20 protein-coding genes and 1 tRNA gene are annotated in these 25,683 nt (G+C 35.8%); 11 read left to right on the top strand and 10 right to left on the bottom strand.

Annotated features, from left to right (window positions below; translation table 11 throughout):
* Window positions 1–52: 52 nt before the first annotated feature.
* The 3 genes from ACJJVW_RS01135 (at window position 53) to ACJJVW_RS01145 (ending at window position 1,852) form a co-directional block, all read left to right on the top strand.
* Window positions 53–859 carry an SDR family NAD(P)-dependent oxidoreductase gene (locus ACJJVW_RS01135; protein WP_405250471.1) on the top strand — a complete coding sequence of 269 codons (807 nt, stop codon included), beginning with the start codon at window positions 53–55 and terminating at the stop codon, window positions 857–859.
* Entirely contained in the window at window positions 856–1,065 is a 210-nt protein-coding gene (locus ACJJVW_RS01140; RefSeq protein WP_405253039.1) for an OmpA family protein, read from the top strand. The genes ACJJVW_RS01135 and ACJJVW_RS01140 overlap by 4 nt, the downstream gene beginning before the upstream one ends.
* Window positions 1,066–1,291: 226 nt before the next feature.
* Window positions 1,292–1,852, top strand: a complete 561-nt coding sequence (locus ACJJVW_RS01145; protein ID WP_405250472.1) for a hypothetical protein — start codon at window positions 1,292–1,294, stop codon at window positions 1,850–1,852.
* A gap of 149 nt (window positions 1,853–2,001) precedes the next feature.
* Here the strand turns inward: ACJJVW_RS01145 and ACJJVW_RS01150 are convergent, their stop codons facing one another.
* The 7 genes from ACJJVW_RS01150 to hsdR all read right to left on the bottom strand — a co-directional run bounded on the left by ACJJVW_RS01150 (window position 2,002) and on the right by hsdR (window position 13,654).
* Window positions 2,002–2,985 (bottom strand): hypothetical protein, encoded by a 984-nt coding sequence (locus tag ACJJVW_RS01150; RefSeq protein ID WP_405250473.1) that lies wholly within the window; start codon window positions 2,983–2,985, stop codon window positions 2,002–2,004.
* Complete coding sequence (locus ACJJVW_RS01155) at window positions 2,982–5,135, bottom strand: AAA family ATPase (protein ID WP_405250474.1); 2,154 nt, start codon at window positions 5,133–5,135, stop codon at window positions 2,982–2,984. The genes ACJJVW_RS01150 and ACJJVW_RS01155 overlap by 4 nt, the downstream gene beginning before the upstream one ends.
* Window positions 5,132–7,024 (bottom strand): AAA family ATPase, encoded by a 1,893-nt coding sequence (locus ACJJVW_RS01160; protein ID WP_405250475.1) that lies wholly within the window; start codon window positions 7,022–7,024, stop codon window positions 5,132–5,134. The genes ACJJVW_RS01155 and ACJJVW_RS01160 overlap by 4 nt, the downstream gene beginning before the upstream one ends.
* Window positions 7,021–8,757 (bottom strand): restriction endonuclease subunit S, encoded by a 1,737-nt coding sequence (locus tag ACJJVW_RS01165; RefSeq protein WP_405250476.1) that lies wholly within the window; start codon window positions 8,755–8,757, stop codon window positions 7,021–7,023. The genes ACJJVW_RS01160 and ACJJVW_RS01165 overlap by 4 nt, the downstream gene beginning before the upstream one ends.
* Window positions 8,758–9,024: 267 nt before the next feature.
* Window positions 9,025–10,455, bottom strand: coding sequence for an N-6 DNA methylase (locus tag ACJJVW_RS01170; RefSeq protein ID WP_405250477.1), 1,431 nt, complete (start codon window positions 10,453–10,455; stop codon window positions 9,025–9,027).
* Window positions 10,455–11,285 carry an HNH endonuclease gene (locus ACJJVW_RS01175; protein WP_405250478.1) on the bottom strand — a complete coding sequence of 277 codons (831 nt, stop codon included), beginning with the start codon at window positions 11,283–11,285 and terminating at the stop codon, window positions 10,455–10,457. Before ACJJVW_RS01175 ends, ACJJVW_RS01170 begins: the two co-directional genes overlap by 1 nt.
* On the bottom strand, window positions 11,285–13,654 hold the full coding sequence (hsdR, locus tag ACJJVW_RS01180; RefSeq protein ID WP_405250479.1) for an EcoAI/FtnUII family type I restriction enzme subunit R: 2,370 nt from the start codon (window positions 13,652–13,654) through the stop codon (window positions 11,285–11,287). Before hsdR ends, ACJJVW_RS01175 begins: the two co-directional genes overlap by 1 nt.
* Window positions 13,655–13,895: 241 nt before the next feature.
* Here hsdR and ACJJVW_RS01185 point away from each other — a divergent pair, with 241 nt between their 5' ends.
* The 3 genes from ACJJVW_RS01185 (at window position 13,896) to ACJJVW_RS01195 (ending at window position 15,660) form a co-directional block, all read left to right on the top strand.
* Window positions 13,896–14,255, top strand: coding sequence for a hypothetical protein (locus tag ACJJVW_RS01185; RefSeq protein ID WP_405250481.1), 360 nt, complete (start codon window positions 13,896–13,898; stop codon window positions 14,253–14,255).
* Between the two features lie 157 nt (window positions 14,256–14,412).
* On the top strand, window positions 14,413–14,970 hold the full coding sequence (locus ACJJVW_RS01190; RefSeq protein WP_339848270.1) for a hypothetical protein: 558 nt from the start codon (window positions 14,413–14,415) through the stop codon (window positions 14,968–14,970).
* Between the two features lie 45 nt (window positions 14,971–15,015).
* Window positions 15,016–15,660 carry a nucleotidyl transferase AbiEii/AbiGii toxin family protein gene (locus ACJJVW_RS01195; RefSeq protein WP_405253041.1) on the top strand — a complete coding sequence of 215 codons (645 nt, stop codon included), beginning with the start codon at window positions 15,016–15,018 and terminating at the stop codon, window positions 15,658–15,660.
* Window positions 15,661–16,273: 613 nt separating this feature from the next.
* Here the strand turns inward: ACJJVW_RS01195 and ACJJVW_RS01200 are convergent.
* Window positions 16,274–16,358: transfer RNA gene (locus ACJJVW_RS01200), tRNA-Ser, on the bottom strand.
* 709 nt (window positions 16,359–17,067) lie between these two features.
* Between ACJJVW_RS01200 and ACJJVW_RS01205 the strand changes: the two genes are divergently transcribed.
* Complete coding sequence (locus ACJJVW_RS01205; protein ID WP_405250482.1) at window positions 17,068–17,481, top strand: BLUF domain-containing protein; 414 nt, start codon at window positions 17,068–17,070, stop codon at window positions 17,479–17,481.
* Between the two features lie 72 nt (window positions 17,482–17,553).
* On the opposite strand, the gene ychF is transcribed toward ACJJVW_RS01205, so the two are convergent.
* On the bottom strand, window positions 17,554–18,648 hold the full coding sequence (ychF, locus tag ACJJVW_RS01210) for a redox-regulated ATPase YchF (RefSeq protein WP_339848343.1): 1,095 nt from the start codon (window positions 18,646–18,648) through the stop codon (window positions 17,554–17,556).
* A gap of 266 nt (window positions 18,649–18,914) precedes the next feature.
* Here ychF and ACJJVW_RS01215 point away from each other — a divergent pair, with 266 nt between their 5' ends.
* Window positions 18,915–19,427: a hypothetical protein gene (locus tag ACJJVW_RS01215; RefSeq protein WP_405250484.1), complete on the top strand. Its 513-nt coding sequence runs from the start codon at window positions 18,915–18,917 to the stop codon at window positions 19,425–19,427.
* A gap of 169 nt (window positions 19,428–19,596) precedes the next feature.
* A complete protein-coding gene (locus tag ACJJVW_RS01220) occupies window positions 19,597–20,964 on the top strand; it encodes an alpha/beta hydrolase family protein (RefSeq protein ID WP_405250485.1) in 1,368 nt (455 codons plus the stop codon).
* 1 nt (window position 20,965) lies between these two features.
* On the opposite strand, the gene ACJJVW_RS01225 is transcribed toward ACJJVW_RS01220, so the two are convergent.
* Entirely contained in the window at window positions 20,966–21,772 is an 807-nt protein-coding gene (locus tag ACJJVW_RS01225) for an alpha/beta hydrolase (protein WP_405250486.1), read from the bottom strand.
* 264 nt (window positions 21,773–22,036) lie between these two features.
* Between ACJJVW_RS01225 and ACJJVW_RS01230 the strand changes: the two genes are divergently transcribed.
* Both ACJJVW_RS01230 and ACJJVW_RS01235 read left to right on the top strand, forming a co-directional pair.
* Window positions 22,037–24,904: a M16 family metallopeptidase gene (locus ACJJVW_RS01230; RefSeq protein ID WP_405250487.1), complete on the top strand. Its 2,868-nt coding sequence runs from the start codon at window positions 22,037–22,039 to the stop codon at window positions 24,902–24,904.
* 218 nt (window positions 24,905–25,122) lie between these two features.
* Window positions 25,123–25,620 (top strand): hypothetical protein, encoded by a 498-nt coding sequence (locus tag ACJJVW_RS01235; RefSeq protein WP_405250488.1) that lies wholly within the window; start codon window positions 25,123–25,125, stop codon window positions 25,618–25,620.
* The last annotated feature ends 63 nt before the right edge of the window (window positions 25,621–25,683 follow it).

Here is a 25,683-nt window from a genome sequence, read left to right on the forward strand (position 1 = left end):
AAGAACTGGCAGTACAACTATTGCCAGTTTTCATCAACATAAACATATAGGAATGAGCAAGACCATATTAATCACTGGAAGTACTGACGGCATAGGTAAACTAGCCGCCCTACAGCTAGCAAAACAGGGACATACCCTGTACATACACGGTCGTAATGCCACAAAAGTAGCAGAGACCATCGCCACCATAAAAGCCGAATCTAACAATGAACACATAGACGGTTTTATCGCAGATTTTTCTAGTATGGCAGCAGTGCGTGCTATGGCTAGTGAGGTAAAAGAAAAACTCACAACGCTAGATGTACTCATAAATAACGCAGGAGTTTTTAAAAGCCGCGAGCTGTTTACAGCAGATGGGCTTGATATGCGTATGGCGGTAAATTATATAGCGCCTTACCTGCTCACCACTTCCCTACTCGATCTCCTTAAAAAAGGCGAGCACACGCGCATTATCAACTTGAGCTCTGCAGCACAGTCATCTGTAATAGATAGCGTGCTAGCAGGTACTAAAGAAGAGAGCCAGCAGGAGACCTACGCACAGAGCAAGCTTGCTTTATTAATGTGGAGCTTTTACCTCGCGTTACAAGAGCCAGCACTTACGGTTATCCCTGTAAACCCAGGTTCTTTACTTAATACAAATATGGTAAAAGAGGCCTACGGTCACCACTGGTCACCAGCAGATAAAGGAGCTATTATTTTACAAGACCTCGCTACAAACCCTAGCTATGCGAGTCATAGCGGTGATTATTTTGATAATGACAAAGGAAGCTTTGGCAGGGCACATACAGATGCCTACAGTGAGCAAAAACGCATCCACTTAATCACCACAACACAGCAGATTTTAAAAAACATTTCATAAACAAAAAGCTTTGCTTATCAGAAAACAGAGCCATCTCTACCCGCGACTATTTGATTAAAAATGGTATCACGAGTTCGCGCATTGAGAGCGCCAAAGGATTTGGTGAGTCTAGGCCCATATACATTTGTGATGAGGCAGACGATAGCTGTACAGAGGTGCAGTATTTAGAAAATAGACGTTCAGATTTTATTGTGGTTAGCAGGTAGCAACACCTTGCTCTTTACCCAATGACTGTAAGCCTTCCTAGTTCCCCCAACGCTAGTGAAGGCTTATTTTTATGCAAGCCTTTAATATATGTAGACTAATGGTGTGTGGAGTTTTCACGCTTTCGCGAAAGCGTACCATAAACACCTCACAAACAGCACCTCATTTGCAAGCTACGGCACTATAAAAGATGGTATATTTAGGGCAGTATTCATATAATCACACGCCATGAAATATACCCTACTCCTCCTCACCTTACTCTGCATACTCACGGGATGCACACAGAAAGAAGCGACCTCACAAGAAACCGTCGCAGCCTACTACAAGGCCGTTGCCGAAGGAAACTACCAAGAAATAAGCAGCTTGATAAGCGATAGCATCACCATCACAGCGGGAGATTATGTGATGCCTTTTGACAAAGAAAGTTACTACGAGCACTTCAAATGGGATTCCATATTTAAGCCCTCCTACGAGGTGGTTTCCATAGAAAATGACAACGCGCAAGTAATCGCTACGGTAGCGGTGAGCTCACTGCGTTTTGAATTTTTAAAGAACAACCCACTCACCTGCAGCCATAAAATTTACCTACATGATGGCAAGATCACTACGCTAGAAGAAATCACCTGCATCGATGTAAACTGGTATGTGTGGCAACAAGAACGCGACTCCCTAGTAGCCTGGACCGCCCGCAATCACCCTGAGCTAGATAATTTTATTAATGACCTGAGTATGAAGGGTGCGATAAAGTATAAGAAAGCGGTGGAGTTGTATTTGGGGCGCTGTGAGTGAGTGATACCCAAAAGCCCAATTAACAAGATTCAATTGTTTACTTATTTATAATATGTTTGTAAATTATCATAATAGATATTATTTCAAATGAACAATAATTACTAACTATCAGGTTAATGTGCTAAATTAATTATTTAAAATCTTATAGTTTAGCGAGGTAACATTCCTAATTCTTCCAAAATATCACGTTTCATCCTACTCAAAGGCCTTTTTTGAAAATCTTTTTCATTAAATGAAGTGCCAAATGCCAGTCTGTATATCTCCTCATTTGAGATTTTTTGATCCACTTTGGACAACAACCCTCTTAGCTTGATGAGATAATCTACCGAATAAAGTTTTCTCAAATGTACTAAATCATGAATCTCATCTGTATGTGTTTCATACATTTCTTCAAGTTTAAAAGCATTGATAGTATTATCCTCTTTTGAATTTGCTATTCTCTTTATTTGAAACTTATATTTATTTAAACTTTCAATCCAATAACTAAACTTCATATTGAGTTGCTCTTTTATATAAGGATGTAAAAAATCATTAGTATTCATCTCTATTGAGCCCTTCACACTACTATTACATATATGGCAACTAGGTATTAAATTATAAAAGGACAAAGCTAGTAATGGATATGATTCTTTTGGATACCAATGATCAAATTCTGGTCTTGTAATTTTATTTGGATTGATGACTGTCTTGGTATAAACCCTATTACAATAAACACAAGTATGTACATTTAAAATTTCTGCTAAATCATAAGTGGAGTACTTTGTTTTTTTTATTGCAAATCCTCCCTTGTATTTAAAAATATTATTTAATTCAGAAATAAAATTTTTGTATCTCTCAAAAATAATTATTTCACGAGCATTTCTATTTTTTGCACGTTTTTTTTTAATTATTAAATATTCCTGCCATTCCGCTACACTTAGATTTGGAATCGCATTAATAAGTGCTAAGTGATGATTAAATAAATCATTGGGTACATCTACGATTATACTCTTTATTTTTGACTCACTAAGAAACGACTTCAACTCACCTGCTGGTAAATCATTAACTCTATCTCTAACTTTTGGAAATAGTTTTTCTAAATGCTTTTCTTTAGCCTTTAGTATATGTGGAGCGTATGGATCTAAAAAAATCATTTATGCCTATTTAAAATATCTCTTAGGTATTTTGTTTGTTTATTAATCATATCATTAATAAAACTTTCATCTACTTCAATCTCACTAATCATTTCGGTTAACTTATTCCTAAGCACTGGTTCCTCTACAAGCTTAATTATTTTTTTTACTCTGACCGCTCCTTCTCTATCATAATCTTTGCCTTCTTCAATATTTTTTTTATTCAAATTAATCCAATCAATAACTCTTTCTATTTTTTTCTTTGCAAATATGCCCATAGAACCATTTTCTAAAAAAAAGTTACTAGCCAATAAATCATGAATGTTTGCAGCAAATGTTTCTCCCAATGTATTATTTACGCTTCCATCTTCTAATTTTAAAACATTTGTAACAGGTATATCCGAAAGGATGAAAGGCGAATGTGTAACAAAAATGCAATTGATACTTTTAATATCATTAAGATTACACCTTTTAATTGCTTCTAATAAATCATTAATAAAACTACGTTGCAATTCTGGGTGATAATACAGTTCTATTTCGTCGAAGATTAGATTAATATATTGGTATTTATAAGAAACTTTACCATTATCTACTGAGTTTAGATATCGTAAGTGATACATTATAGAACTAATAGAATATATATATTGTTTTTCTCCCGAACTTAATCTTTTTAAAGAATTGTGCTCATCGTAATCGTCAAAATAAATTTCTGTTTTAAAGATTGGAGGAGGAATGCAGTGTATTAATTCTTCTCCATTACTATGATCTTTGATAAACTTAGACAAATTGATAACATTATTATATCTGTCGTTGATCTCATTGTTCACCACTAAATCTTTAGCATAATTATATTTTAGAAAATTAATAGCTTGAAAAAATTTATATGTTATATGAGAACAATCATTATTTAAAGCATCTAAATAATCCTCTATATTTAAAATTTCATTACCGTCACAAAATTCATCATACTGAGAATATTTATCAGACATACTTATTAATTTATTAATAATATATTGTCGCGCGTATTTATCGTAATCAGTTTTAGTTCTTGTAGAACTCTCTAATGAAAAAAAATCTTTTATTAATTTCCATTCTTTTTGGTGTGATGTATTCTCTAATAATTCAACTTTTCCAAAATCATTTTCAAACTTTTTAGTATTGATTTCTAGTTTTAATCTAGTTGCAAGATGACCACTGGCTAACTGCCGCATGCTGTTTTCTGGTGATTCTCTATTTATAGGTTCCAAAATATTAGCTAATAAACGCTGACGAGCTAAATTATTTTCAGTATTGATATCATAATTCCCTCCCGTTCGCATTGGATTAATAACGATTGGAGTTTGATACGCATCATTTTTATGAAATAATTCTTGAATCCAAACACCTGTTTCTTCTGAATTTAAGGCATACTGCGAGTAATTCAACACTAATGAATAAAAGAAATAATCTGTAAGCTTATCTTCTAGAACATTTATATTAGTTTCACTAGAGTCATTTACAATTTTAAATTGGCTATTTCCATTTTTATTAAAGCTTACTTGTATTATATCACAACCTACTTGATAATATAATTCTACTTTAAGTTTTTTTCTTATCTCAGGAATCTCTTGTTCCAAATCGCTTAAGTATCTTAAGTGATTTTCATTCCAATTTAGATTAGAAATCATCTTTTTGAGCTTTGATAAATTTTCATTATGCTTGCCTTTCTTAGAAACATTTAAAATCTTTTCATTTAATATGGTAATCCGCTCTTTAGTCCTTGATTGAGATTTATAAATTCCTTTTTTTCTATCTGTTTTATTTATTGTCCATTCATCTTCATGAATACTGTTTTCTAAAATTTCTCTATCCAATGCTAATAAATAAGCTGATACGAATAACAATTCTATCAACGTACTTTTTCCGCTTCCATTTTTACCAACAATTGCTGAAATATTAATTTCTAAGTCCGAATTAATTGGAGAGTATAAATCAAGTTGATCTTCTGGGGTTTTAATTTCAGCTACATCGTTGTTTTTATTTAAAGAGTTAAATTGAATTTCATTACCAGCTGTATCTAAAAACTGATACTCTTGATAAAACTTAAAAATCTGTCCTCTATTAAGGTTTTTACTAAATCTTGTATCACAATCTATTAATGGACGAATCGCTAACAACTTAAACCCTATCATATAATTTCAATTTTATCAATAATAAACTCAAACATTGGCTCTAGAACTTCAAAATATTCTTTTTCAATGCTAGGAACTATGTCTTTTGCAAATCTAACTTTACTACCAGTGAATTTTTTAAACCTATCAGGCCTACTTTCATCTGTAATAAATGAATCAGTTAAATTTGGATGATGCATAAATAGATGCTCAATTGCCATTAAAGACCTATCTCCCCAATGATTTCCGTTTACTGGGTTGATTACTTGTTTAGTAATTTCTAAATCTACTGGAGTAGGAAGCATAATAGCAAAAACTTCTTTCGGCGGATTACCTTCTATTGATTTTATCTGTTTCACCAACCCCTTGTGAATATCCGTTTCAATATTATTAATTGAAAAACCATTCCAAGTATTGAATCCTTTATCAAAATCAAATAAACCAAATATTGGCAACCCATTCATATCATTAATAACTTCAGGATCTTGCATTATTTGAGCAACAAATTTATGGCCAAAAGCGTAAAAAGGAATGAAAGGAATTTCGTCTTCTGGATAAAGTTTATTCCAAGCTTCTTTAATTATTATAGGGTCAGTTTTACCTTCTGTAAATAATACAGGCTTATTTTCTATTTGAATTGTATTAACAATACTTAGAATCTGCTCTTGTTCGTTATACCCAATCAAACTATTGCTTAATTTTTCTATTGCAATTCTTTTAATCAGTGGATAGTTGTTTGTTGATCCATCTGCTTTAAAATCAAAATATTTAACTCTTTCTTTTTCGAAAGGAATCAAGGTTATGCCACTATGACTGCTCATTAAAACGTGATTAGTTTTAGCAGAAGCATCACTAATCTCGTTCACTTGATTTAGAAACTTATGTTGCCATTCTGGATGTAAAAAAGAATCTGGCTCGTCTAAAAGCGTTATGCAGTTTTTATCTTTAAATAACTCTGTTAATGCATAGATGTAAATGGATTGAAACTGACCATCACTAAATTGGTCAATTTTTATTGTTTTACCAGATGTTAGTGTTACATCAATTTTTATATCTTCTAAGTAACCAATAGTTTTTAAATTATCAAAAGCAATAAATAATTCTAAAGGTGAGTATAAATTAAATGCTTCTTTAAAATTTGTAAAACCTCTATAAAGTCTGTATTCATCATCGTTTATATTTCCTTCATCTCTAATGCCAAATATTGAATACTTATCAACTTTCCAAATTTTAGTCAAGAGTGTTTTAAAATATCCTTCTGGAGACCAAAACCTTTTGTTTTCATCATACTCATCAAATTCAAATTTACTTTTATTACTTGCATAACTTGGACGTCTAAAATCTAATCTGATTTCATTACCAATTGTAAGAATGTCTAATTTTTCTTGAATAAATATCTTTGCTTTATTGGTGTCTTCTTGAAGAAGAATAACACTCATCAATAATGTTTTGTATTGATTATCAATCCCAGTAAAGCATCTAGTAACATCACTTAATAGATTTGCATTAGTTCTTTTACTATCTAAAAGAGCTTTATGCTTTTCATTAGAAGTTCTTAATAAATTCCCTATAGTTTTATTATGACCAGAATAATAGACCAAAATATTCTCAGGAAGTTTTGATTTATCAGGAGTAATATCCTGCTCTTCTTTGTTAATCCATTCAACATCTCTCCATTCTAGATAAATGATTTCGTCATCAATCTCATAAGTAACCGAATAATTAAAAGGTATAGGGTAATCCGCTTCTGATAAATGCTTAAAAATTTCTAAAATAGCCTCAAAGAAATTAGATTTACCTGTACCGTTTTTACCTACAAATACTTCTAAAAAATTATCTCCTTCAAATGAGACTTTAAAATCCTGTAGGTTCTTATAAGTTCCTTTTATGTGTATTTCCTTTAACCTCATAATTCATTCAAATTATTTGGTTCAAAAACCTCCTTCAAAACACTTTGCATCATCATCTCGCTATGTTGCTGGCTTTGTTGCACTTCTTGCGCTAGCGCATCACATAAACCCATTAAAGTATTAACTTTTTCTACAATGGCTTTTTGTTCTTCTAAAGGTGGAAGTGAAACAACAAATTGTCTAATTAATGACAAGTTTAAATTACCTTGAGAAACACCTTTTCCGTAAGTGTTTTTTGAAGAATACTGTCTCCCTTCTGGTGAGTTTAACCACATAACGATATAATTAGGTTCTAATTTGTAAGGGAACATTTTCAATAATCCAACACTAACATAAATAGCAAATTCTAAATCTTGGTCAATTAATGTAGCTTCTCCAATTCCAGCTCCAACTCGAGTAAGCAAAATGTCATTTAATTCTGGTTTTCTATTTCTTCTATAACCTTCAAAATCTTCCTCAGAAACAAATCGATGCTTTTCTGGCATAAACTTAAAAGGCTTTACATTTTTAGCTGAAAGAAACATTCTGCCTTCTTCTGTGTATTTTGGTGTTTGATGAGTACCATCAGTAATGTATTGACACAATTCAATCATCCTACACCAAATCCAACCATCAGGAAGTTCGTAAGGAATTTCATCTTCCGTAATTGCTGGCAAGGCTTTTTCCTTTTTTATTTTTTTGTCTTTTACAAGTTGTGCTTTCTCTTCTTGGATGCGTTTTAAGAGTTGGCTGGCGTGATGCGATCCCGAAACAAATTCGGGATGACTCTCGCGAAAAGCTCGAGTCAGTTTTCCTTGTACGGCTAATTGTAAAATGGTTTCTCGTAGCTTTTTAATGTTTGTGGTTTCATTAAAGAAGCTTTTAAAATGGTCTCGTAGGTTTATCCACTCTTGGTTTGCGTTATTGGCGGTGAGTTGTTGTAATGCAGATGTAACAAAATCTTCCTTTAAACCATTACGCGCAACCGTTAATTGCTCTAATTGTTCTACTTCTTTAAAAAGGGTTTCTACTACGTTTACGATTTCTTTTTGTTCTTCTAGTGGTGGAAGTGGGATTGGAATACTCTCCCATTTCCCTTTATTTAATAATGCAATTGTTGTACTTGTTGATTTTTCCCAAGCAGTATCATAAAAATATTTTGAAGAAAGACAGTTTAGTAAATAATGAGAAGAAATTAATAATGGTGTTATCGAATTAATTTGTTGATTAAACGAACAGTCTCTATTAATAATTGCACATTTCCCAATTGTTCCAAGACAGACCATTAAAACAGAACCTGAAATTGCTGTTCGTCCTAGTTTTTCTTGCCCCAAAAGTGAAAGTCCTTCGTTTTCATAATTTACTTTCCAATCTTTTATATCACCAGGCTTTAAGAAAGGTATGTCATCTCCAAAAAAGTTTGAGTTAGACTTAGAAGGCGTTCCTCCAGTCATTGTTAATCCAACATCTCTAAGCCTATACCATCCCCATTTGGATGGACTTTTGAATGGGATTTCATGTTTTTCAATAACAGGAAGAACCTTCTCTTTTCTTATTTTCTTATCCTTAACAAGTTGTTCCTTTTCTTTTTTGATTTTATTCAATAATTCCGAAGCAGTCTCTATATCTTGATTTTCTTTACGCCAATTTGCTGTCAATTTACCTTGTATTGCCAATTGTAAAATCAAGCCTTTTAATTCTTGCGCGTTTTTAGGACGTAGGGTTAATTCTTTAAAGTGTTGTAGTAGTTGCATATGGTTAAGAGGTGGCTTGCTTAGGTTGTTCTTGACATTAAATTGTTCTCGACTATAAATCGTTCTCGACTGCGCTCGAACTGACATTGTTCTTGACTGTGATTGAAATTTCATTGTCCTTGACAGTGATTACTTGACTTAGCTCTCGACTGTGCTCGAGCTGACACTGGTACTGAGTGCCCTTGAGCTGACATTGTTTTCGACTGTGCTCGAACTGACGCTCATTTTTTATTTTTTTGCTTTCGCGAAAGCGTACTTACAATGAGTCTATTTTAATGCTTCTGTTAATACGTCTATGATTTTGTCTTGTATGGAAGAGATTTTAGTTTCTGTAGCTCGATACTTTTCTAAAATAACTTCTGGACTTTCTAGATTATCTGCTTCTTGATGTGGGTTTTTGATATCAAGATTATAACCGCGCTTCTTAATCTCTTCTATAGAAACTTTCCAAGCATATTCATTTTCTACACGTTTGTTCCACCATTTTTTTTCTACATCAAACTCTTTGATATTTATAGGTTTGGTTTTATTATAGCTTTTGGCACCTTTTGGATATTGGTGTTCATAATACCATACTTCTTTAGTAGGCGTACCTTTTTCAAAAAACAACAAGTTGGTTTTAATACCTGTGTATGGGTTAAAAACGCCATTAGGTAAGCGAACTATGGTATGTAGGTTACATTTATCGAGTAGCTCTTCTTTAAGGCGTGTTTTCATCCCTTCGCCAAACAAGGTGCCGTCTGGTAATACAATGGCGCAACGCCCTTTATCTTTTAAGAGCTTAATGATGAGGGCAAGAAATAAATCTGCCGTTTCTTTAGTTCTAAACTTTTTTGGGAAGTTGGTTTCTGTACCATCTTCTTCTACTCCACCAAAAGGCGGATTAGAAAGTATGATGTCGAGCTTGTCTTTTGCGCCCCAATCTGCATAGGGTTTACTGAGTAGATTATCTCTGCGCACTACTGGCAAGTCAAAACCGTGTAGCATTAAATTTGTGGTACATAGCAAATGCGGTAGTGGTTTCTTTTCTATACCACGTATGGACTGTTGTAATATGTCTCTATCTTTAGGTGTTTTTACTTGGCTACGTACTGCATCAATAGTACAGGTTAAGAAGCCTCCAGTACCACAAGCTGGATCTAAAACGCTTTCTCCTAACTTTGGGTCTATCATATCTACCATAAACTGTGTCACGGCTCTAGGCGTGTAATACTCACCAGAAGAACCAGCAGACTGTAGGTCTTTTAATATGGTCTCGTAAATATCATTAAATAGATGACGCTCTGTAGTGCTATTAAAATCAATCTCATTGATGACATTAATTACCTGACGGAAGAGTGTTCCGTTTTTCATAAAGTTATACGTATCATCAAAAACGGCACGTATAATTTTTGCTTGTGGGCTTATGGTAATGTCCAAGTCTTTTAAAGTAGGAAACAGCTCGTTTTCTATAAACTCCATAAGGGCATCACCTGTAAGGCCTTCATCGTCTGCCGCCCAGGTTTGCCACTTTAGATTTTCAGGAATAGGCGATTGGTAATCATCTATGGTGATTTCCCATTCTTCTTCTTTATCTGCAAAAATCTTCATAAAAAGCATCCAGACCATTTGCGAGATGCGTTGTGCATCTCCATCTACTCCTGTGTCTTTACGCATAATATCGCGTATGCCTTTTATGTTTGTTGTTATGTTGCTCATTAAGCTATGATTTGTTTTAACTCTTCTACAGAGTAAAATTCGTTTTTATTATTTTTTCTATGTAGCATTCTATGACAATTTGCACAAACAAGTGCTAAATCTTCCAATCTTGTTATTCTCTCACCTTGATTAATAGGGATTCTGTGATGACACTCTATAAAACCACCACCTAAATTTGGATAGGTACTTGCAAAATCGAAATTACAGCACTCACACGTTGGGTTTTCAACTGATGCTTTCTTTCTTTGAACTAAACCTTTATCTCTTTCTCTTATGCGATGCATGGCATAAAGCCATTTTCCTTCTTCACTTCCTGAATCACCTAAATCATCATCTATTAGATTATTATCTATTTCTAGCAGATATTTATGATAAACATCTTCTCGAAAAAAAGGTCTAAATGCGTCCCATATTATTTTTTGAATGTCATCTTTTGCTACATCTTTATCTAATAATTGAATAGAATACGTATGTCCTTGATTTACGGCATTTAGATTAAAATTTGATGGTTTAATTAGTTGATTAGTTTTTGCCAACAATTTCATTTTCCTACCCCAACGATGTTTGGGTGTAGTTTGAATACAGTCCAATTCAATATTGTCTACAGGAGTTAATAAGTGTGTAAAATATATCTGACCATCTATATTTACTTTTTGAAAAAGCACAACAATATCACCAATTTTTGGAATCATTGCATGTGTAGGCTGGTTAATATATGACGAAGACCAATTTAAAATAATTTCTTCACGGTCATCATCAAAGTAAGCCCAATTTTCTCCACCTTCACGTTTTACATTACGAACCCATTGCAAATCTGTATGTTTAAACATTAGGCTATATTATAAATTTCGTTTTCTAAATCTTTAATAGCTTGGTCAAAGTCTTTCTTTTTTCCAAAAGCTCTCACTAACTCTACCGCCGAGCCTATCTGGTTAAGGGGTTGTACTTTAAGAACAGAGCCTTGTTCTATAGACACAATTCCTTCTTGCTCATACTTATCTAATAAACTATTCAACACCTTTTGTGCGGTCTCGCTGTATTTTGTGAAGTAATTGCGCTTGCGCACATTGTTAGCTCGTTCCTGTCTTGTTAAAGCTGGTTGATCAAATGCGATGTGGCAAATTAAGTCAAAATCGTCTAAATCTCGCCCTACATCCTCACGTAAAGCTTCCAATAATACACCATGTTCTGCGAGTTCTTTTATAAGTTCCTCTTTCTTTTCTGCATTATTCCATCGCTGGATAAAATCATCAAGTGAGGCAAACTCTTCGGTTATATTTTTTTTAGAATAATCTTTTAGAGATTCTGTTATTAGTTTTCCGTCTTTACCATAATACTGTACTCGCTCATTTACTACAGAAACAGGAATCTGATTTACAAAATACTTACGTATAACTTCTCCTCCCTCATCAATATTCACATTAGGTTGTGTAGGTTGAAAACCACCTAAACTTTCTGGTTGGCTTACATCTTGTGGAGTTTCCTCATTTTCATCTGGTGGGACAACCGGTTCACCTGGCTTTGGCTCATAAATCTGAACAGGGTCACCATCAAAATCTGGTCTTGCAAAAATATTAGTTGCCTTTCTAAAATCCATTATCGTAAAATAGACTTTTCCCTCTGCTTCTCTAATACGTGTTCCCCTACCTATGATTTGTTTAAATTCTGTTACAGAATTGATATTAGATTCTAGAACAATAAACTTTACCATTTTGGTATCAATACCAGTCGTCAACATTTTTGAGGTGGTAGCAATTACAGGAAAGGTTTCCTCTACATCTGTAAAATTGTCTAGCTCTTGCTTACCTACCTCATCATCTCCAGTGATTTTCACACAGTAATTCCAGTTTTTTGCAACGAGGTCTGCGTTTTCATTAATTAGCGCTTGACGCATTCTATTAGCATGATCTATGTCTACGCAAAAGACAATCGTTTTTGCATATCGATCTGTTGCTTTAAGGTATTCTGTGATTTTTTTTGCAACCAATGCTGTACGCTCATCGATGGCTAATGTTCTATCGTAATCTTTTAAATTATAAATACGGTCTTCTACTTCGTTACCGTACTTATCGAGCAAACCAGCTGTAGGTCTCCAGCCTTCGTCAACATTAGTGGTAATACGCACTACTTTATATGGAGCTAAGAAACCATCATCTATTCCTTGTTTTAGAGAATACGTATACACGGGTTCTCCAAAATATTCCATATTAGAAACATCTTTAGTTTCTTTAGGAGTAGCCGTTAAACCTACTTGAGTTGCTGCTGTAAAATAATCCAACACATCTCTCCAAGCAGAAGCTTCAGAAGCAGAGCCTCTATGACACTCGTCAATCACTATTAAATCAAAAAAATCTGGACTGAATTCTTTGTAAGCATTCTTATCTTCGTCGTTACTAGTAAGCCCTTGATAAAGCGCAAAATAAATCTGATATGATTTATCAATTTTCCGATTCTTGATAATGTGCATGATATCATTACCAAATGGTGAAAAATCACCATTTTTAGTTTGCGTTAATAACGCATTTCTATCGGCTAAAAAAAGGATACGCTTTTTAACACCAGTTTTCCAAAGGCGCCATATGATGTTAAAAGCGGTGTAGGTTTTACCAGTTCCTGTAGCCATCACTAAGATAATCCTATCTTGACCTTTTGCAACAGCTTCTATAGTTCTGTTAACCGCATTTTGTTGGTAATATCTAGGTGACATACCGCTATCGTCTGCATAATAATCTTTCTCAACAATTTCTTGCGCTTGTGGTGTGTCTAGACTTTGGTGTTTTAAATACTTAATCCATAGAACTTCTGGAGAAGGGAAATCATCCAATGAGATTTCTTGTTCTAAAGATCCTGAGGTATCTGTTTTATCATGAAAAACAAAAGAATCTCCATTTGAAGTAAATACAAAGGGAATTTGTAGTATTTCTGAATACTCCAAAGCTTGCTGCATTCCATGACCAACTGCTTTCTTGTTGTCTTTTGCTTCAATAATCGCAATAGGAATGTTAGACTTGTAATAAAGGATATAATCTGCTCTTTTACTTTTTCCTCGAGTGTACATTTTACCTTGTACAATGATTCTACCATCCGTAAAAGAAACTTCTTCTCTTACTTGCGTACGCATATTCCACCCTGCATTTTGAAGAGCGGGATTGATGAATTTAGTACAAATATCCCGTTCAGTAAGGTTCTTTTTATTCATTGATGATTGATGATGAGTTTGATAATTCAAGATACATATTTTGTAAGAAGATTATTATAAACTGTGTAAGAAAAACAACTTAAATAGGCTTTAACCAGAAACTTACTAGATGGAACTCAAAAACAAACTCTAACCCAGCACAAAACCACCCTAATTTACACTCAATTCATACATTTAATAAGTATTATCTTCCAAGAACAGAATTATAACTACTTTTCACCATCAAACCTAACCCACCCCAATGACCATAGAAGACCTAGCAGGCACATACACCATCATAGGAAGCAACCAAAGTGCAGATGCAGCTGGCTATGAGGGCGAACTAACACTAGCCCTAGATCAGCATAAGAGAATTGTTGCTACTTGGCTAATAAGTGCTGATCAGCGCCAACAAGGAACTGGCTTCTTCAAGAATAATATTCTGGTGATTAATTTTAATTATGAGGGCGAAGACGAGACTATCTACAAAGGTGTCGTAGTCTATCAATGCATCACCAAAGATCTACTAGAAGGCTTCTGGTCAGAAAAACACGGTAATCCGCTATACCTAGGTGAAGAACGCTGCTATAGAAAAGGGGTGAATAAGGAGGTGCTTAATTAGTCGGTAGGCGGTAGTTGGTAGGCGGTACTTGGTAGGCGGTAGTAGCATAGCTTAGGTAACGTATTCTATATTCGAATATGGAATATGATGTATTAACTTATTGAATTTTAATTATATATTCATTATTATTGCATATTCGAATATGGAATAATAAGTTATGAAGTATAAACAACAAATAATGAGTCCGCAAGACATTGTGATCTTATTAAAGATTATTGCCATAAATAATGAAAAATGGCAGCAGCTAGATTTGGCACACACATTAGGCATTAGCCAGTCTGAGGTGAGTAAATCTATTGTACGTTCAAAATATGCGGGCCTGATTGACCCTTCTGGAAAGAAGGTATTTAAACTGGCACTACTCGACTTTTTAAAGAGTGGTATTACCTATGTATTTCCGCAGAAACCCGGGTCATTAGTTAAAGGAATACCAACAGCACATTCTGCACTACCGCTTAACTCTCAGATTGTGAGTAATGAGCATTATGTGTGGCCCTCAGCCCGTGGTACTTTAAGAGGACAAGCTATAGAACCTCTTTATCCATCGGTTATAAAGGCGGTAGAAAGTGACGCAATCTTATATGAATTGTTAGCCTTAGTAGATACTTTACGCGTAGGCAGGGCAAGGGAAAAAGCTATGGCTATTAAAGCCTTAGAACGTTTATTTTTTGATGCTAAAAGCACTAATGATGGTACGAAATTATTGGTACTATAAATGATAAGTCAGGAAAAAAATAGAGAAGCAATTGAGTAAGTAGCTATTGGACTTGAGGAACTTAAGGAGACAGCGGTGTTTGTAGGCGGTGCAGTGGTGAGTTTATACGCAGATAATCACGCAATTAATGAAATAAGAGTAACTGAAGATATAGATGTTACTATTAAAGTTAAGAATTATAGTGATTGGATAAAAATAGAAGAGCAATTACGGGATCAAAAATTTTATCCAGACCCAGTAAGCACCTCTATTATGCGTAAAATATTTAAAGGAGTACCTGTAGATATAGTTCCAGATGGTATTGATAACCCTGTAAATGGTAATAACAAATGGTATGCATATGGCTTTAAGGACATCCACAAAGCAAAAGTCAACACGCAAGCGATTCAAATTTTTAGTCCATCGATATTTATAGCTACTAAGTTTGAAGCATTTAATAGCAGAGGTACAGATTACCGCACCAGTCACGATATTGAAGATATACTTTACGTATTATTAAATAATAGCGACATTGTTTCTGAAATAAAAAACACCCATAAAGACGTTCGTCTATTTATAAGAGAGCAATTATCACTACTGCTTGTACAGCGCAGTAGTGATGAAATTTTGTCGGCAAATATTGATCGTCAAATTCTTACTGAAAGTTTAGACTTATTAAAAGTAACTATCAATCAAATAATTGATAGCTAAATATCATTGCACCAGCTAAATAATTAGATAAAAAAGGATTACCTGCGGTGATCCCAGAAGGGAATCCTGGGCAAGCATGAAACCCTTAACGAGCGGTGCTCGTTGGTTTTTTTGTTTTATCCCTTCGCCTACCAAGCTTGCTTGACTAATAACAATTGATGACAAATAGAAAAAGGGATTACCTGCGGTGATCCCAGAGGGGAATCCTGGGCAAGCATGAAACCTTCAACGAGCGGTGCTCGTTGGGTTTTTTTGTTTTCTACCCCTACTTACAAGCGGAGATTACAAATAATTAATTGGTGAAAATTAGAAATGGATTATCTGCGGTGATCCCAGAAGAGGAATCCTGGGCAAGCATGAAACCTTCAACGAGCACAGCTCGTTGGGCTTTTTGTTTTCTACCCCTACTTTCAAGCGGAGATTACAAATAATTAATTGGTGAAAATTAGAAAGGGATTACCTGCGGTGATCCCAAGGGGGAATCCTGGGCAAGCATGAAACCTTCAACGAGCTATGCTCGTTGGGTTTTTTGTTTTCTACCCCTACTTTCAAGCGGAGCTTGACGTATGGTTATAAAACAAAAAACCCGCAACAACGTTGCGGGTTTCTTTTGCGGAGAATGAGGGATTCGAACCCCCGGAGGTGTGACCCTCAACAGTTTTCAAGACTGCCGCATTCGACCACTCTGCCAATTCTCCTAGAGTGCCTCATCAAGCTATCTGCTTGATTGCGGGTGCAAATATACAGTGCTTTTTCCTTTACAACAACACTTTTTTGTAGTTTTTTTCAATCAACCACATAACTCCCACTACCCGAGCACTTTTAGCACAAAAAAAAAAAATATAATCACACCTTCCCTTAACACCTAACATCCTAACCCAACCAAAAAAAATTCCCCGCAAGGGAAAGAAAAATAAAGTCCCTCTTCGAAGAGAGATTTAGAGAGATGTTTCACAACAGTGAGCAACAACAGAAAAGAAAAACCACCACAGCCCAACACCACTTCCCCGCAAGGGGAAGAAAATGAAGTCTCTCTTCGAAGAGAGATTTAGAGAGATGTTTCACAACAGTAAGCAACAACAGCAAGAACAAAACAGTAAAAAAACCTTTCCCGCAAGAGAAAGAAAAAATGAAGTCTCTCTTCGAAGAGAGATTTAGAGAGATGTTTCACAACAGTAAGCAACAACAGTAAGCACACAACAACCAAAAAAAATTCCCCGCAAGGGGAACAAAAATGAAGTCTCTCTTCGAAGAGAGATTTAGAGAGATGTTTCACAACAGTAAGCACACAACAGTAAGAAAACCCAAACATTTCTGTTCATCAAAATTTCAATAACGTCCCTCTAGTTCTAAAAAGAGTTAAACAATTATCATAATATATTTATATTTGCCGCAAGATCCCTAGTTATGAAATCTGTGTACACCATCTGTTACTTTAGTAAAGCCTCTGAGGATCTATCTGAAGAAGAAATTCAAGAAATCTTTGATCATACTAATGAGCGCAATAATGAGCGTGGTGTGCGCGGTATCTTGCTACACTCATTTGGTAACTTCTTTCAAGTGCTAGAAGGTGACAAAGATTATCTTACCAACTTATACACTACTAAGATCAAACATGATACGCGTCACCACAGCGTGTTTGAGGTAATTAATAAAGAAAGTCCTAAATCACTTTTTGAAGAATATAACTCACGTTTTCAAACCATTGAAAATAGAGAGCAGCTAGATGAGATCAAAGCGTATCTCAAAGTACACTCTATACAATCTACTACATCAGATAAGCTATCACGTCTTTTACGATCTTTTATTATACTTGATTAACCATCAAATAACCATCATAAAAAAAGCCTCACTGTTTTCACAGTGAGGCTTTTTACTTAGTGATGCTTGTACTTATACGTTAAATAAGAAATGCATTACATCTCCATCCTTAACGATGTATTCTTTTCCTTGTACTGCTAGCTTTCCAGCCTCGCGTACTTTTGACTCACTACCGTAGGTTACAAAATCTTCATATTGTATTACTTCTGCACGTATAAAGCCTTTCTCAAAGTCTGTGTGGATTACTCCTGCAGCTTGTGGTCCAGTTGCTCCTATGTTTACCGTCCATGCGCGTACTTCCTTTACACCTGCTGTAAAGTACGTTTGCTGGTTTAATAACTTGTATGCTCCACGTATTAAGACAGCACTTCCTGGCTCTTCAAGACCTATATCTGCAAGAAACATCTGGCGCTCTTCATAATCATCTAGCTCTGTAATATCTGCTTCTGTACCTACAGCAAGTACTACTACCTCTGCATTTTCTTCTTTTACAGCCTCACGTACCTTTGTTACGTACTCATTACCATTTACAGCAGCTCCTTCATCTACGTTACACACGTACATTACTGGCTTGTCTGTAATAAATTGTAATGGCTTTACATACTCTTCTCTCGTATCCTCATCTATATCAATAGCTCGTATAGAGATTCCTGCTTCTAGTGAAGATTTTATTTTTAAAAGTACTGCCTCTTCTGCTTGTGCTTCTTTATTACCAGTACGAGCAGCGCGTTTTACTTTTTCAAGTTTCTTATCTGTAGTCTCAAGATCTTTAAGCTGTAGCTCTATATCTATCGTTTCCTTATCTCTTATAGGATCTACACTTCCATCTACGTGTACAATGTTATCGTTGTCAAAACAACGTAGTACGTGTATAATGGCATCTGTCTCACGTATGTTTCCTAGAAATTGATTTCCTAGTCCTTCTCCTTTACTTGCTCCTTTTACAAGACCTGCGATATCTACAATCTCTACCGTAGCAGGGACAACACGCTCGGGCTTTACAAGCTCTTCAAGTTTTGACAGACGTTCATCTGGTACATTTACCACACCTACGTTAGGCTCTATAGTACAAAACGGGTAGTTTGCACTTTGCGCTTTGGCATTAGACAGACAGTTAAAAAGGGTTGACTTCCCTACGTTAGGTAATCCTACGATTCCAGCTTTCATAAAATAATGTGTATTAATAGTACGCTTTCGCGAAAGCGGAAAAAATACCTTTCCACTCTTTTTTCAGGATGCAAAGATAATTCTTATTTATAGATCTACCGACTGCCAGACCAAGCTTATATAAACAACCGAAAGTTGTGATATTTTAAGAGAAAGAGGAGGTTGCTACATAAACTTTGGCAAAGACTTAGCAAAGCATTACCATACCCTTAAGCATCATAGAGGGATTGCATAAGTACTTTTGTACAGAACCAAAACAAGACAACATGAAGAAGTTAATATATACAGTATGTGCAGCGCTTTTTACAATCACAGCAGCAATAGCACAAGAAACGATTGAAGAAACGACAACGACAAGAACGACTGTAAAATCTTCACTAGGTAACGAGACTGTATACAAAACAGAAAAGGTATCTACAGTAACGCCTACACAACTAGATCCTACAGAGGAAGGAAAATTAAACCAAACGTTACAGCGAGGAAATACTGTTGTAAAACGTGAGGTAACGTATACTTATAATGACTCTGAGTTTCAACTTGAAGAATCTGAAGATGGATATACGATCATGAGAACTCGTGAGAATAATACATCTGAGTACGGGACAATGCGCCAACTTGCAAAAGGTGACGTGTACTTACTCAAAACGGCAAACGGTATTTCTGTAAGCTACTTTGATGAGGATGGAAATATGGTCTCTGAAGAGTATAACAATGATGATGACTCTGTAACGACAGTGACTTATAAAATTAAAAAAACGCCAACTTCTACTAAGTTTTAAGAAGTAACGTATGATACAACAGCCATAGACAACTTTGGTTGGTTAGATTCCCGAGAGCGCAAGCCTCGGGTTTCTTTTTGTTAGGCTTTCGCCAAAATTTGAACACTTTACCCTCAATCCATACATTTACAAGTATCTTAGTATTCTATATATTCTTTACTAGTACATTATGAAAGCTTTATTTACACTCATCCTAGGTTTTTTAATCACGCTTACCTCCTACTCACAAGAAATTACAGGAGACTGGACAGGCACCGTAAACTTTCAAGGAAAAAAGCTAGACTTTGCTTTTCACATTCAAGAAGAAAATAGCGCTCTTGCCACCACAATGGATATCCCAAGCCAAGGACTGATGGCAGGAAAAGCAGCAACTACTACGTTTACAAATGACACACTCGTCGCGACTTTTCCAGATTTTAATATCATCTACAAAGGTGCTTTTGAGAATGATCGCTTTACGGGTAATATTATCCAGAATAACTTTCCCGTAGCACTCAACCTCGAGCGTGGTGTGATTACATTAAACAGACCACAACAACCGAAGGCTCCCTTTAACTACACCACAAAAGAACTCGTTTTTAAAAATAAGGAGGACGATATCGAACTTAGCGGTACACTCACACTTCCTGATTATATAAAAAATCCTCCCGTAGCAATTATCATAAGTGGTAGCGGCCCGCAGAATAGAGATGGAGATATGTTTGGCCACCAGTTATACTACGTCCTTGCAGATTATCTCACCAGACAAGGGATTGCCGTTTTTAGATACGACGAGCGCGGCGTGGGTGCATCTACAGGAACTTTTAAAACTGCAGGTATCCCAGAGTTTACGAGAGATGCCACGGCTGCACTTGAGTATCTTAAAAAGCGTTCTTATCTCAAGGAGTCTAAATTTGGGTTTATAGGTCATAGCATCGGAGGGATTATCGCTCCGCAAATTGCGGCAACTAATGATGATGTAGATTTTACAGTCATGCTCGCAGGACCTGGAATAGATGGTGACCAACTCATGCTCTCACAAAAAGCAGCGCTAGAACGGTTACTTAATGTACCAGAAGCTCAAATACAACAAGGACTAGAAATCATAGGACGTGCTTATGAGATCATTGTAAATGCTCCAGAAAATCATAGAGACCTAAAAAACGAAGTAAATGCAGCCTTACTTAACAAACTTGGTCCTAATGTACCCGCACAGCAAGTGGAATCCATCACAAATCAAATCACTACTCCCGAGATCATAAGTCTACTAAGAACGAAGCCAAGTACATATTTAAGTAAAGTCAAAACTCCTATTCTCGCAATGAATGGTAAAAAGGATTTACAAGTTCCTTATGAAGAGAATCTAGAAGCTATAAAAGAAGCTTTTGCTGCTAGTAATAACGAGCGCACAAGAACAGTAGCCTTTGAAGGGCTTAATCATCTCTTTCAAGAAAGCACCACTGGCGCGTTAACTGAATACTCAGAAATAGAACAAACCATGGCTCCAAGAGCACTAACTCTCATTGCAAAGTGGATCAAGGAAGAAACGATCAGGTAGTTTAATTAAGAACCTTATCTATAGCTTCCTCATAAGCAGTAAACTCAATGAGGTTATTATGTCCACCCTCTGGAATTGTAATCAATACCTTATCTTCTTGATCTATGCTGTCAAATAATCGCTTTCCGTGCTCGTATGCGACCACTTCGTCTTCTGTGCCGTGAAGCACTGTAATTGGTGATTGTACATCGTTTATAAATCGATAGGTAGGAAATTCATATTTGAGTAATTTCTTGACTGGAAGTATAGAAAACCTTGAGCTTGCCTCGTTTTCAATACTATAAAAAGGAGTTTCTAGTACGAGTTGGCTCACATTTTCTTGAGCTGCAACATAAGTCGCAAAGGTTGTCCCTAGACTTCTACCGTAGCTTATTATTGGGGTTGTGGGATATTGCGCTTTCGCGAAAGCGTACCACAGCAAACTATCATCATATAAATTTTGCTCTGTAAGCGCTCCTCCACTCTTTCCATACTGACGATAATCCATCACCACGACATTATATTGTTTCTCAACAAAAAACTGCACAATCTCTCCCCAGCGAGCAAGACTTGAAGCGTTACCGTGAAAGTATAAAATGGTTCCTTTGGCATCATCCACCTGAAAGTTAAGTCCGTGCAAGCGTGCTCCATCTTGAGCATCAAGCCAAACCTCCTCAGCCGGATGTTCAAAATTAAAGTCATAATCCTGCGGCAACTGCTGCGGATGAAAAATAAGATTGTCTTGAAAGAAGTATAAACCTCCACAGAGAATCGCATATAGGTTTGCAACAATAAATAGTATAATCAATGGTTTTTTGAGCTTTTTCATGAATGCTGCCTTGATGGATGCGCTGCAAAAATACTATTCTTCTGTTCGTTTACAGAAAATACCGCAGCATGAGGCGTGGCTTCAGTAAATGCTGTAGGATTAAAAATTCACAAATAATGAGGTATTTGTGATACTAGATGAAGTCTATATCGCTACGAAAATAATATTAACAATCTCAGTATCTGCCATTAACATAATTTTATGAAAAGGTTATCAAGTTGCAGATTATCTTACAGAATCTTAAAAAATCAAAAAACACAGATCATGAAAAACTTAAAAACAGCTGCTTTTGTCCTTATGGCAGGAGCCTTTGTTGTTACCTCGTGTAAAGACAATGCCAGTGGTGACAAGGCACAAGCAGCCGATGCAAAACTCTCGATAGACTATGAAAAATACGAACTTGAAAACGGACTAGACGTTATCTTGCATCAAGATAGTAGTGATCCTATTGTATCGCTTGCCATACAATATGCCGTAGGTTCTAACCGTGAGAAGACTGGACGCACTGGTTTTGCACACCTTTTTGAGCATATGCTCTTTCAAGAATCTGAAAATGTGCCACAAGATCAGTTCTTTAAAACGGTGCAAGATGCCGGAGGAACATTAAATGGAGGTACCTGGAAAGATGGAACTATCTATTATGAAACAGTGCCTAACAATGCACTAGAAACGGTATTATGGTTAGAATCTGACCGTATGGGATTCTTAATTAATACAGTAACAGAATCTGCTTTTGAAAACCAGCAAGAGGTGGTTCAGAATGAAAAAAGACAACGTGTAGATAATAATCCTTACGGTCACACGGGATGGGTACTTGATAAAAACATTTATCCAGAAGGTCACCCATATAACTGGCAAGTTATTGGCGAACTAGAGGATTTACAAAATGCTACGGTAGCAGACGTAAAAGAATTTTACGACAAGTTTTATGGTCCTAACAATGCGACACTCGTACTTGCAGGAGATTTTAAAACTGAAGATGCAAAAGCACTTATTGAGAAGTACTTTGGTGAGATTAAAAAACGTCAAGATGTAGCTCCACTTGAGCCACAGCCAGTAACAATCGCCGAAACTAAGAAACTATACCACGAGGATAACTTTGCACAAGCACCACAATTACACCGTGTGTACCCAACAGTGCAGCAGTACACAGATGATGCCTACGCATTAGATTTCTTAGCTGAAATTCTTGCCAGCGGAAAGAAAGCTCCTTTATATAAGATTCTTGTAAAAGAAAAAGATCTTACTTCAAGAACAACAGCTTACAATAATAGTCAAGAGATCGCAGGCGAATTTCACGTGATTATCACTGCAAATAGCGGTGTAGATCTTGATCAAATTGAAGCAGCAATAGACGAAGGTCTTGCAAAATTTGAAGCAGAAGGCGTTACAGATAAAGATATAGAGCGTATCAAAGCTGGTCTTGAAACTGGTTTCTATAATGGTATAAGCAGTGTAAACGGTAAAGCGTTCCAACTAGCAAGTTATAATGTATTTGCTGGTGAGCCAGATTTTATTGAAAAAGATATTGAGAACATCAAAGCGGTTACAAAGGAAGATGTAATGCGCGTTTATAATACTTACGTAAAAGGGAAGCCATATGTGCAAACGAGTTTTGTACCTAAGGGCCAACTTAATCTTATTGTAGAAAACTCTGTAAAAGCAGATGTTGTTGAAGAAGAGATTAAAGAGAATGTAACTAAGGTTGTAGAAGACGAAGTTACAGAAGTAGTAAAAACACCATCTAAAATTGATCGTGCTACGCCTCCATCTGTAGGAGAGGCTCCAGCACTTAAAATCCCAAGTTCATGGGAAGCAGAACTTTCTAACGGTATTGAAGTGTATGGTATTTCTCAAAATGAAATCCCTACGGTAAACTTTAATCTCGTGATAGAAGGCGGTCACTTACTTGACAGTATGGAAAAAAATGGGGTTGCAAACCTTATGACAGATATTATGATGGAGGGTACTGCAAATAAAACTCCAGAGCAGTTAGAAGAAGCCATAGAATTACTAGGAGCAAGTATCAATATGTATACTTCTCGTGAGGCGATTACCATTCAAGGAAATACGCTTACTCGTAACTTTGCCGCTACCATGGACCTTATAGAGGAGATTTTATTTGAGCCTAGATGGGATGAGGAAGAATTAGGACGTATTAAGACCGCTACTATTAATGGTATTAAGCGTAGCGCTGCAAATCCTAACGCAGTAGCAAGTAATGTATATAACAAAGTATTATATGGTGAAAATCATATCTTTTCTTACCCTACAAGCGGTACAGAGGAATCTGTTAATAGCATCACGATGCAAGATCTAAAGGATTTTTACGCAACAAACTTCTCACCTTCTGTGAGCCGTTTCCATATCGTAGGAAAAATTGAAAAAGAAGATGCGCTAGCAGCACTTGCAGATCTTGAGTCTAAGTGGGAGGCAAAAGAAGTAACAATCCCAGCATACCCAATAGCAAATACAAGAGACAAATCTTCTTTATTATTTGTAGACATTCCAGAGGCAAAGCAATCTGTGATTAACATAGGATACTTAGGTATGGCACGTACAGACAAAGACTTCTACCCTGCCGAAGTAATGAATTACAAACTAGGAGGATCTTTTTCTGGAGCTGTAAACCTTATTTTACGTGAAGAAAAAGGATATACTTATGGAGCCCGCACCTACTTTAATGGATCTAAACTTCCAGGTACATTTACTGCTTCTTCTAGTGTACGTACTAACACAACTGGAGAATCTGTTGAAATCTTTAGAGATGAGATTAAAAAGTACAAAGAAGGAATCTCTGAGGAGGATCTTGCTTTTACAAAAAATGCACTTATCAAATCTAATGCACGTCGTTTTGAGACGCAATTTGCTTTATTAGGAATGTTACAAGAGCGTAGCGCTTATGATCTTCCTACAGATTACATTGAGAAAGAGGAAGACGTAATACGTAATATGACGTTAGAGCAACACAAAGCGCTTGCAAATAAATATCTTGATGAAAACAAGATGGCTTACCTCGTAGTAGGTGACGCCGCAACACAATTTGCACAGTTCAAAAAAATGGGCTTTGACGAAGTAAAAATGCTAGACAAAGATGGAAATGAAGTAGATCTTAAGAACGTCAAGCAATAATGTGAATAGAAGTACAGTGAATTTCATTAAAAGAGTCTCCACACGGAGGCTCTTTTTTTATGCGTAAAGGATACGCTTTCGCGAAAATATGAACCACAAAAAATTAACTAAAACACCTGAAAAATTTAACTAGAAAAGAAAATCACCAATTCATAATTAGAATAAATTTAGCCCATTTACCGAATGCTTGTAAATTATAAACTAACGTATAATGTATTATGAAAAAGTATTTGCTCTCTTCTTTAATCGCGGCTGTTCTTCTTACATCTTGTGATAACAATCTTAGATTTAGCGCTAGTACAGACCATTTACCTAGTGTAGATGAAGTAAGTCTTACAGTTGTAGGAATGCTAGAAAGAGAATCATTTGTATTTACTATATCTGAAGTTTCCTTCTTAAATGCGTTTCAAGCAAAAGCACGCACCTTGGGGTTACAGCTTATTCCATCATCCTTAAAGGTGATAGATATGAAAGGCAATAAGTATTTACGAGTCTTTAGTAATGACAATTATGTATCCACCTTTGCATTAGAATTAGATGAGACTGGAGTTTACAGCACAGGAGCAACCATGTGCACCTCACAAACCACCTTTGGTGAAGCTTGCTTACCAGATGGAATGCAATGTATAAAGTTTGTAGATGAGTTTGGTGACACCTCTGAGGCAGACTGTATTAGATCTACAACCTTAAGGGATCAGCTGGCATTTAGTAATTAAGGAAGTTTTAAATTCAGAATAAAGAATGCATAAAAAAACCTTCAACAGCTTGTGTTGAAGGTT

This window comes from Dokdonia sp. Asnod3-C12, assembly GCF_045063975.1.
Taxonomy (GTDB): domain Bacteria; phylum Bacteroidota; class Bacteroidia; order Flavobacteriales; family Flavobacteriaceae; genus Dokdonia.

What these genes read in the sequence shown, in the direction of transcription:
- ACJJVW_RS01135 (WP_405250471.1), top strand. Translation starts at nt 53, where the DNA reads ATGAGCAAGACCATATTAATCACTGGAAGTACTGACGGCATAGGTAAA.
- ACJJVW_RS01145 (WP_405250472.1), top strand. Translation starts at nt 1,292, where the DNA reads ATGAAATATACCCTACTCCTCCTCACCTTACTCTGCATACTCACGGGA.
- ACJJVW_RS01150 (WP_405250473.1), bottom strand. Translation starts at nt 2,985, where the DNA reads ATGATTTTTTTAGATCCATACGCTCCACATATACTAAAGGCTAAAGAA.
- ACJJVW_RS01155 (WP_405250474.1), bottom strand. Translation starts at nt 5,135, where the DNA reads ATGATAGGGTTTAAGTTGTTAGCGATTCGTCCATTAATAGATTGTGAT.
- ACJJVW_RS01160 (WP_405250475.1), bottom strand. Translation starts at nt 7,024, where the DNA reads ATGAGGTTAAAGGAAATACACATAAAAGGAACTTATAAGAACCTACAG.
- ACJJVW_RS01165 (WP_405250476.1), bottom strand. Translation starts at nt 8,757, where the DNA reads ATGCAACTACTACAACACTTTAAAGAATTAACCCTACGTCCTAAAAAC.
- ACJJVW_RS01170 (WP_405250477.1), bottom strand. Translation starts at nt 10,455, where the DNA reads ATGAGCAACATAACAACAAACATAAAAGGCATACGCGATATTATGCGT.
- ACJJVW_RS01175 (WP_405250478.1), bottom strand. Translation starts at nt 11,285, where the DNA reads ATGTTTAAACATACAGATTTGCAATGGGTTCGTAATGTAAAACGTGAA.
- hsdR (WP_405250479.1), bottom strand. Translation starts at nt 13,654, where the DNA reads ATGAATAAAAAGAACCTTACTGAACGGGATATTTGTACTAAATTCATC.
- ACJJVW_RS01185 (WP_405250481.1), top strand. Translation starts at nt 13,896, where the DNA reads ATGACCATAGAAGACCTAGCAGGCACATACACCATCATAGGAAGCAAC.
- ACJJVW_RS01190 (WP_339848270.1), top strand. Translation starts at nt 14,413, where the DNA reads ATGAAGTATAAACAACAAATAATGAGTCCGCAAGACATTGTGATCTTA.
- ACJJVW_RS01205 (WP_405250482.1), top strand. Translation starts at nt 17,068, where the DNA reads ATGAAATCTGTGTACACCATCTGTTACTTTAGTAAAGCCTCTGAGGAT.
- ychF (WP_339848343.1), bottom strand. Translation starts at nt 18,648, where the DNA reads ATGAAAGCTGGAATCGTAGGATTACCTAACGTAGGGAAGTCAACCCTT.
- ACJJVW_RS01215 (WP_405250484.1), top strand. Translation starts at nt 18,915, where the DNA reads ATGAAGAAGTTAATATATACAGTATGTGCAGCGCTTTTTACAATCACA.
- ACJJVW_RS01220 (WP_405250485.1), top strand. Translation starts at nt 19,597, where the DNA reads ATGAAAGCTTTATTTACACTCATCCTAGGTTTTTTAATCACGCTTACC.
- ACJJVW_RS01225 (WP_405250486.1), bottom strand. Translation starts at nt 21,772, where the DNA reads ATGAAAAAGCTCAAAAAACCATTGATTATACTATTTATTGTTGCAAAC.
- ACJJVW_RS01230 (WP_405250487.1), top strand. Translation starts at nt 22,037, where the DNA reads ATGAAAAACTTAAAAACAGCTGCTTTTGTCCTTATGGCAGGAGCCTTT.
- ACJJVW_RS01235 (WP_405250488.1), top strand. Translation starts at nt 25,123, where the DNA reads ATGAAAAAGTATTTGCTCTCTTCTTTAATCGCGGCTGTTCTTCTTACA.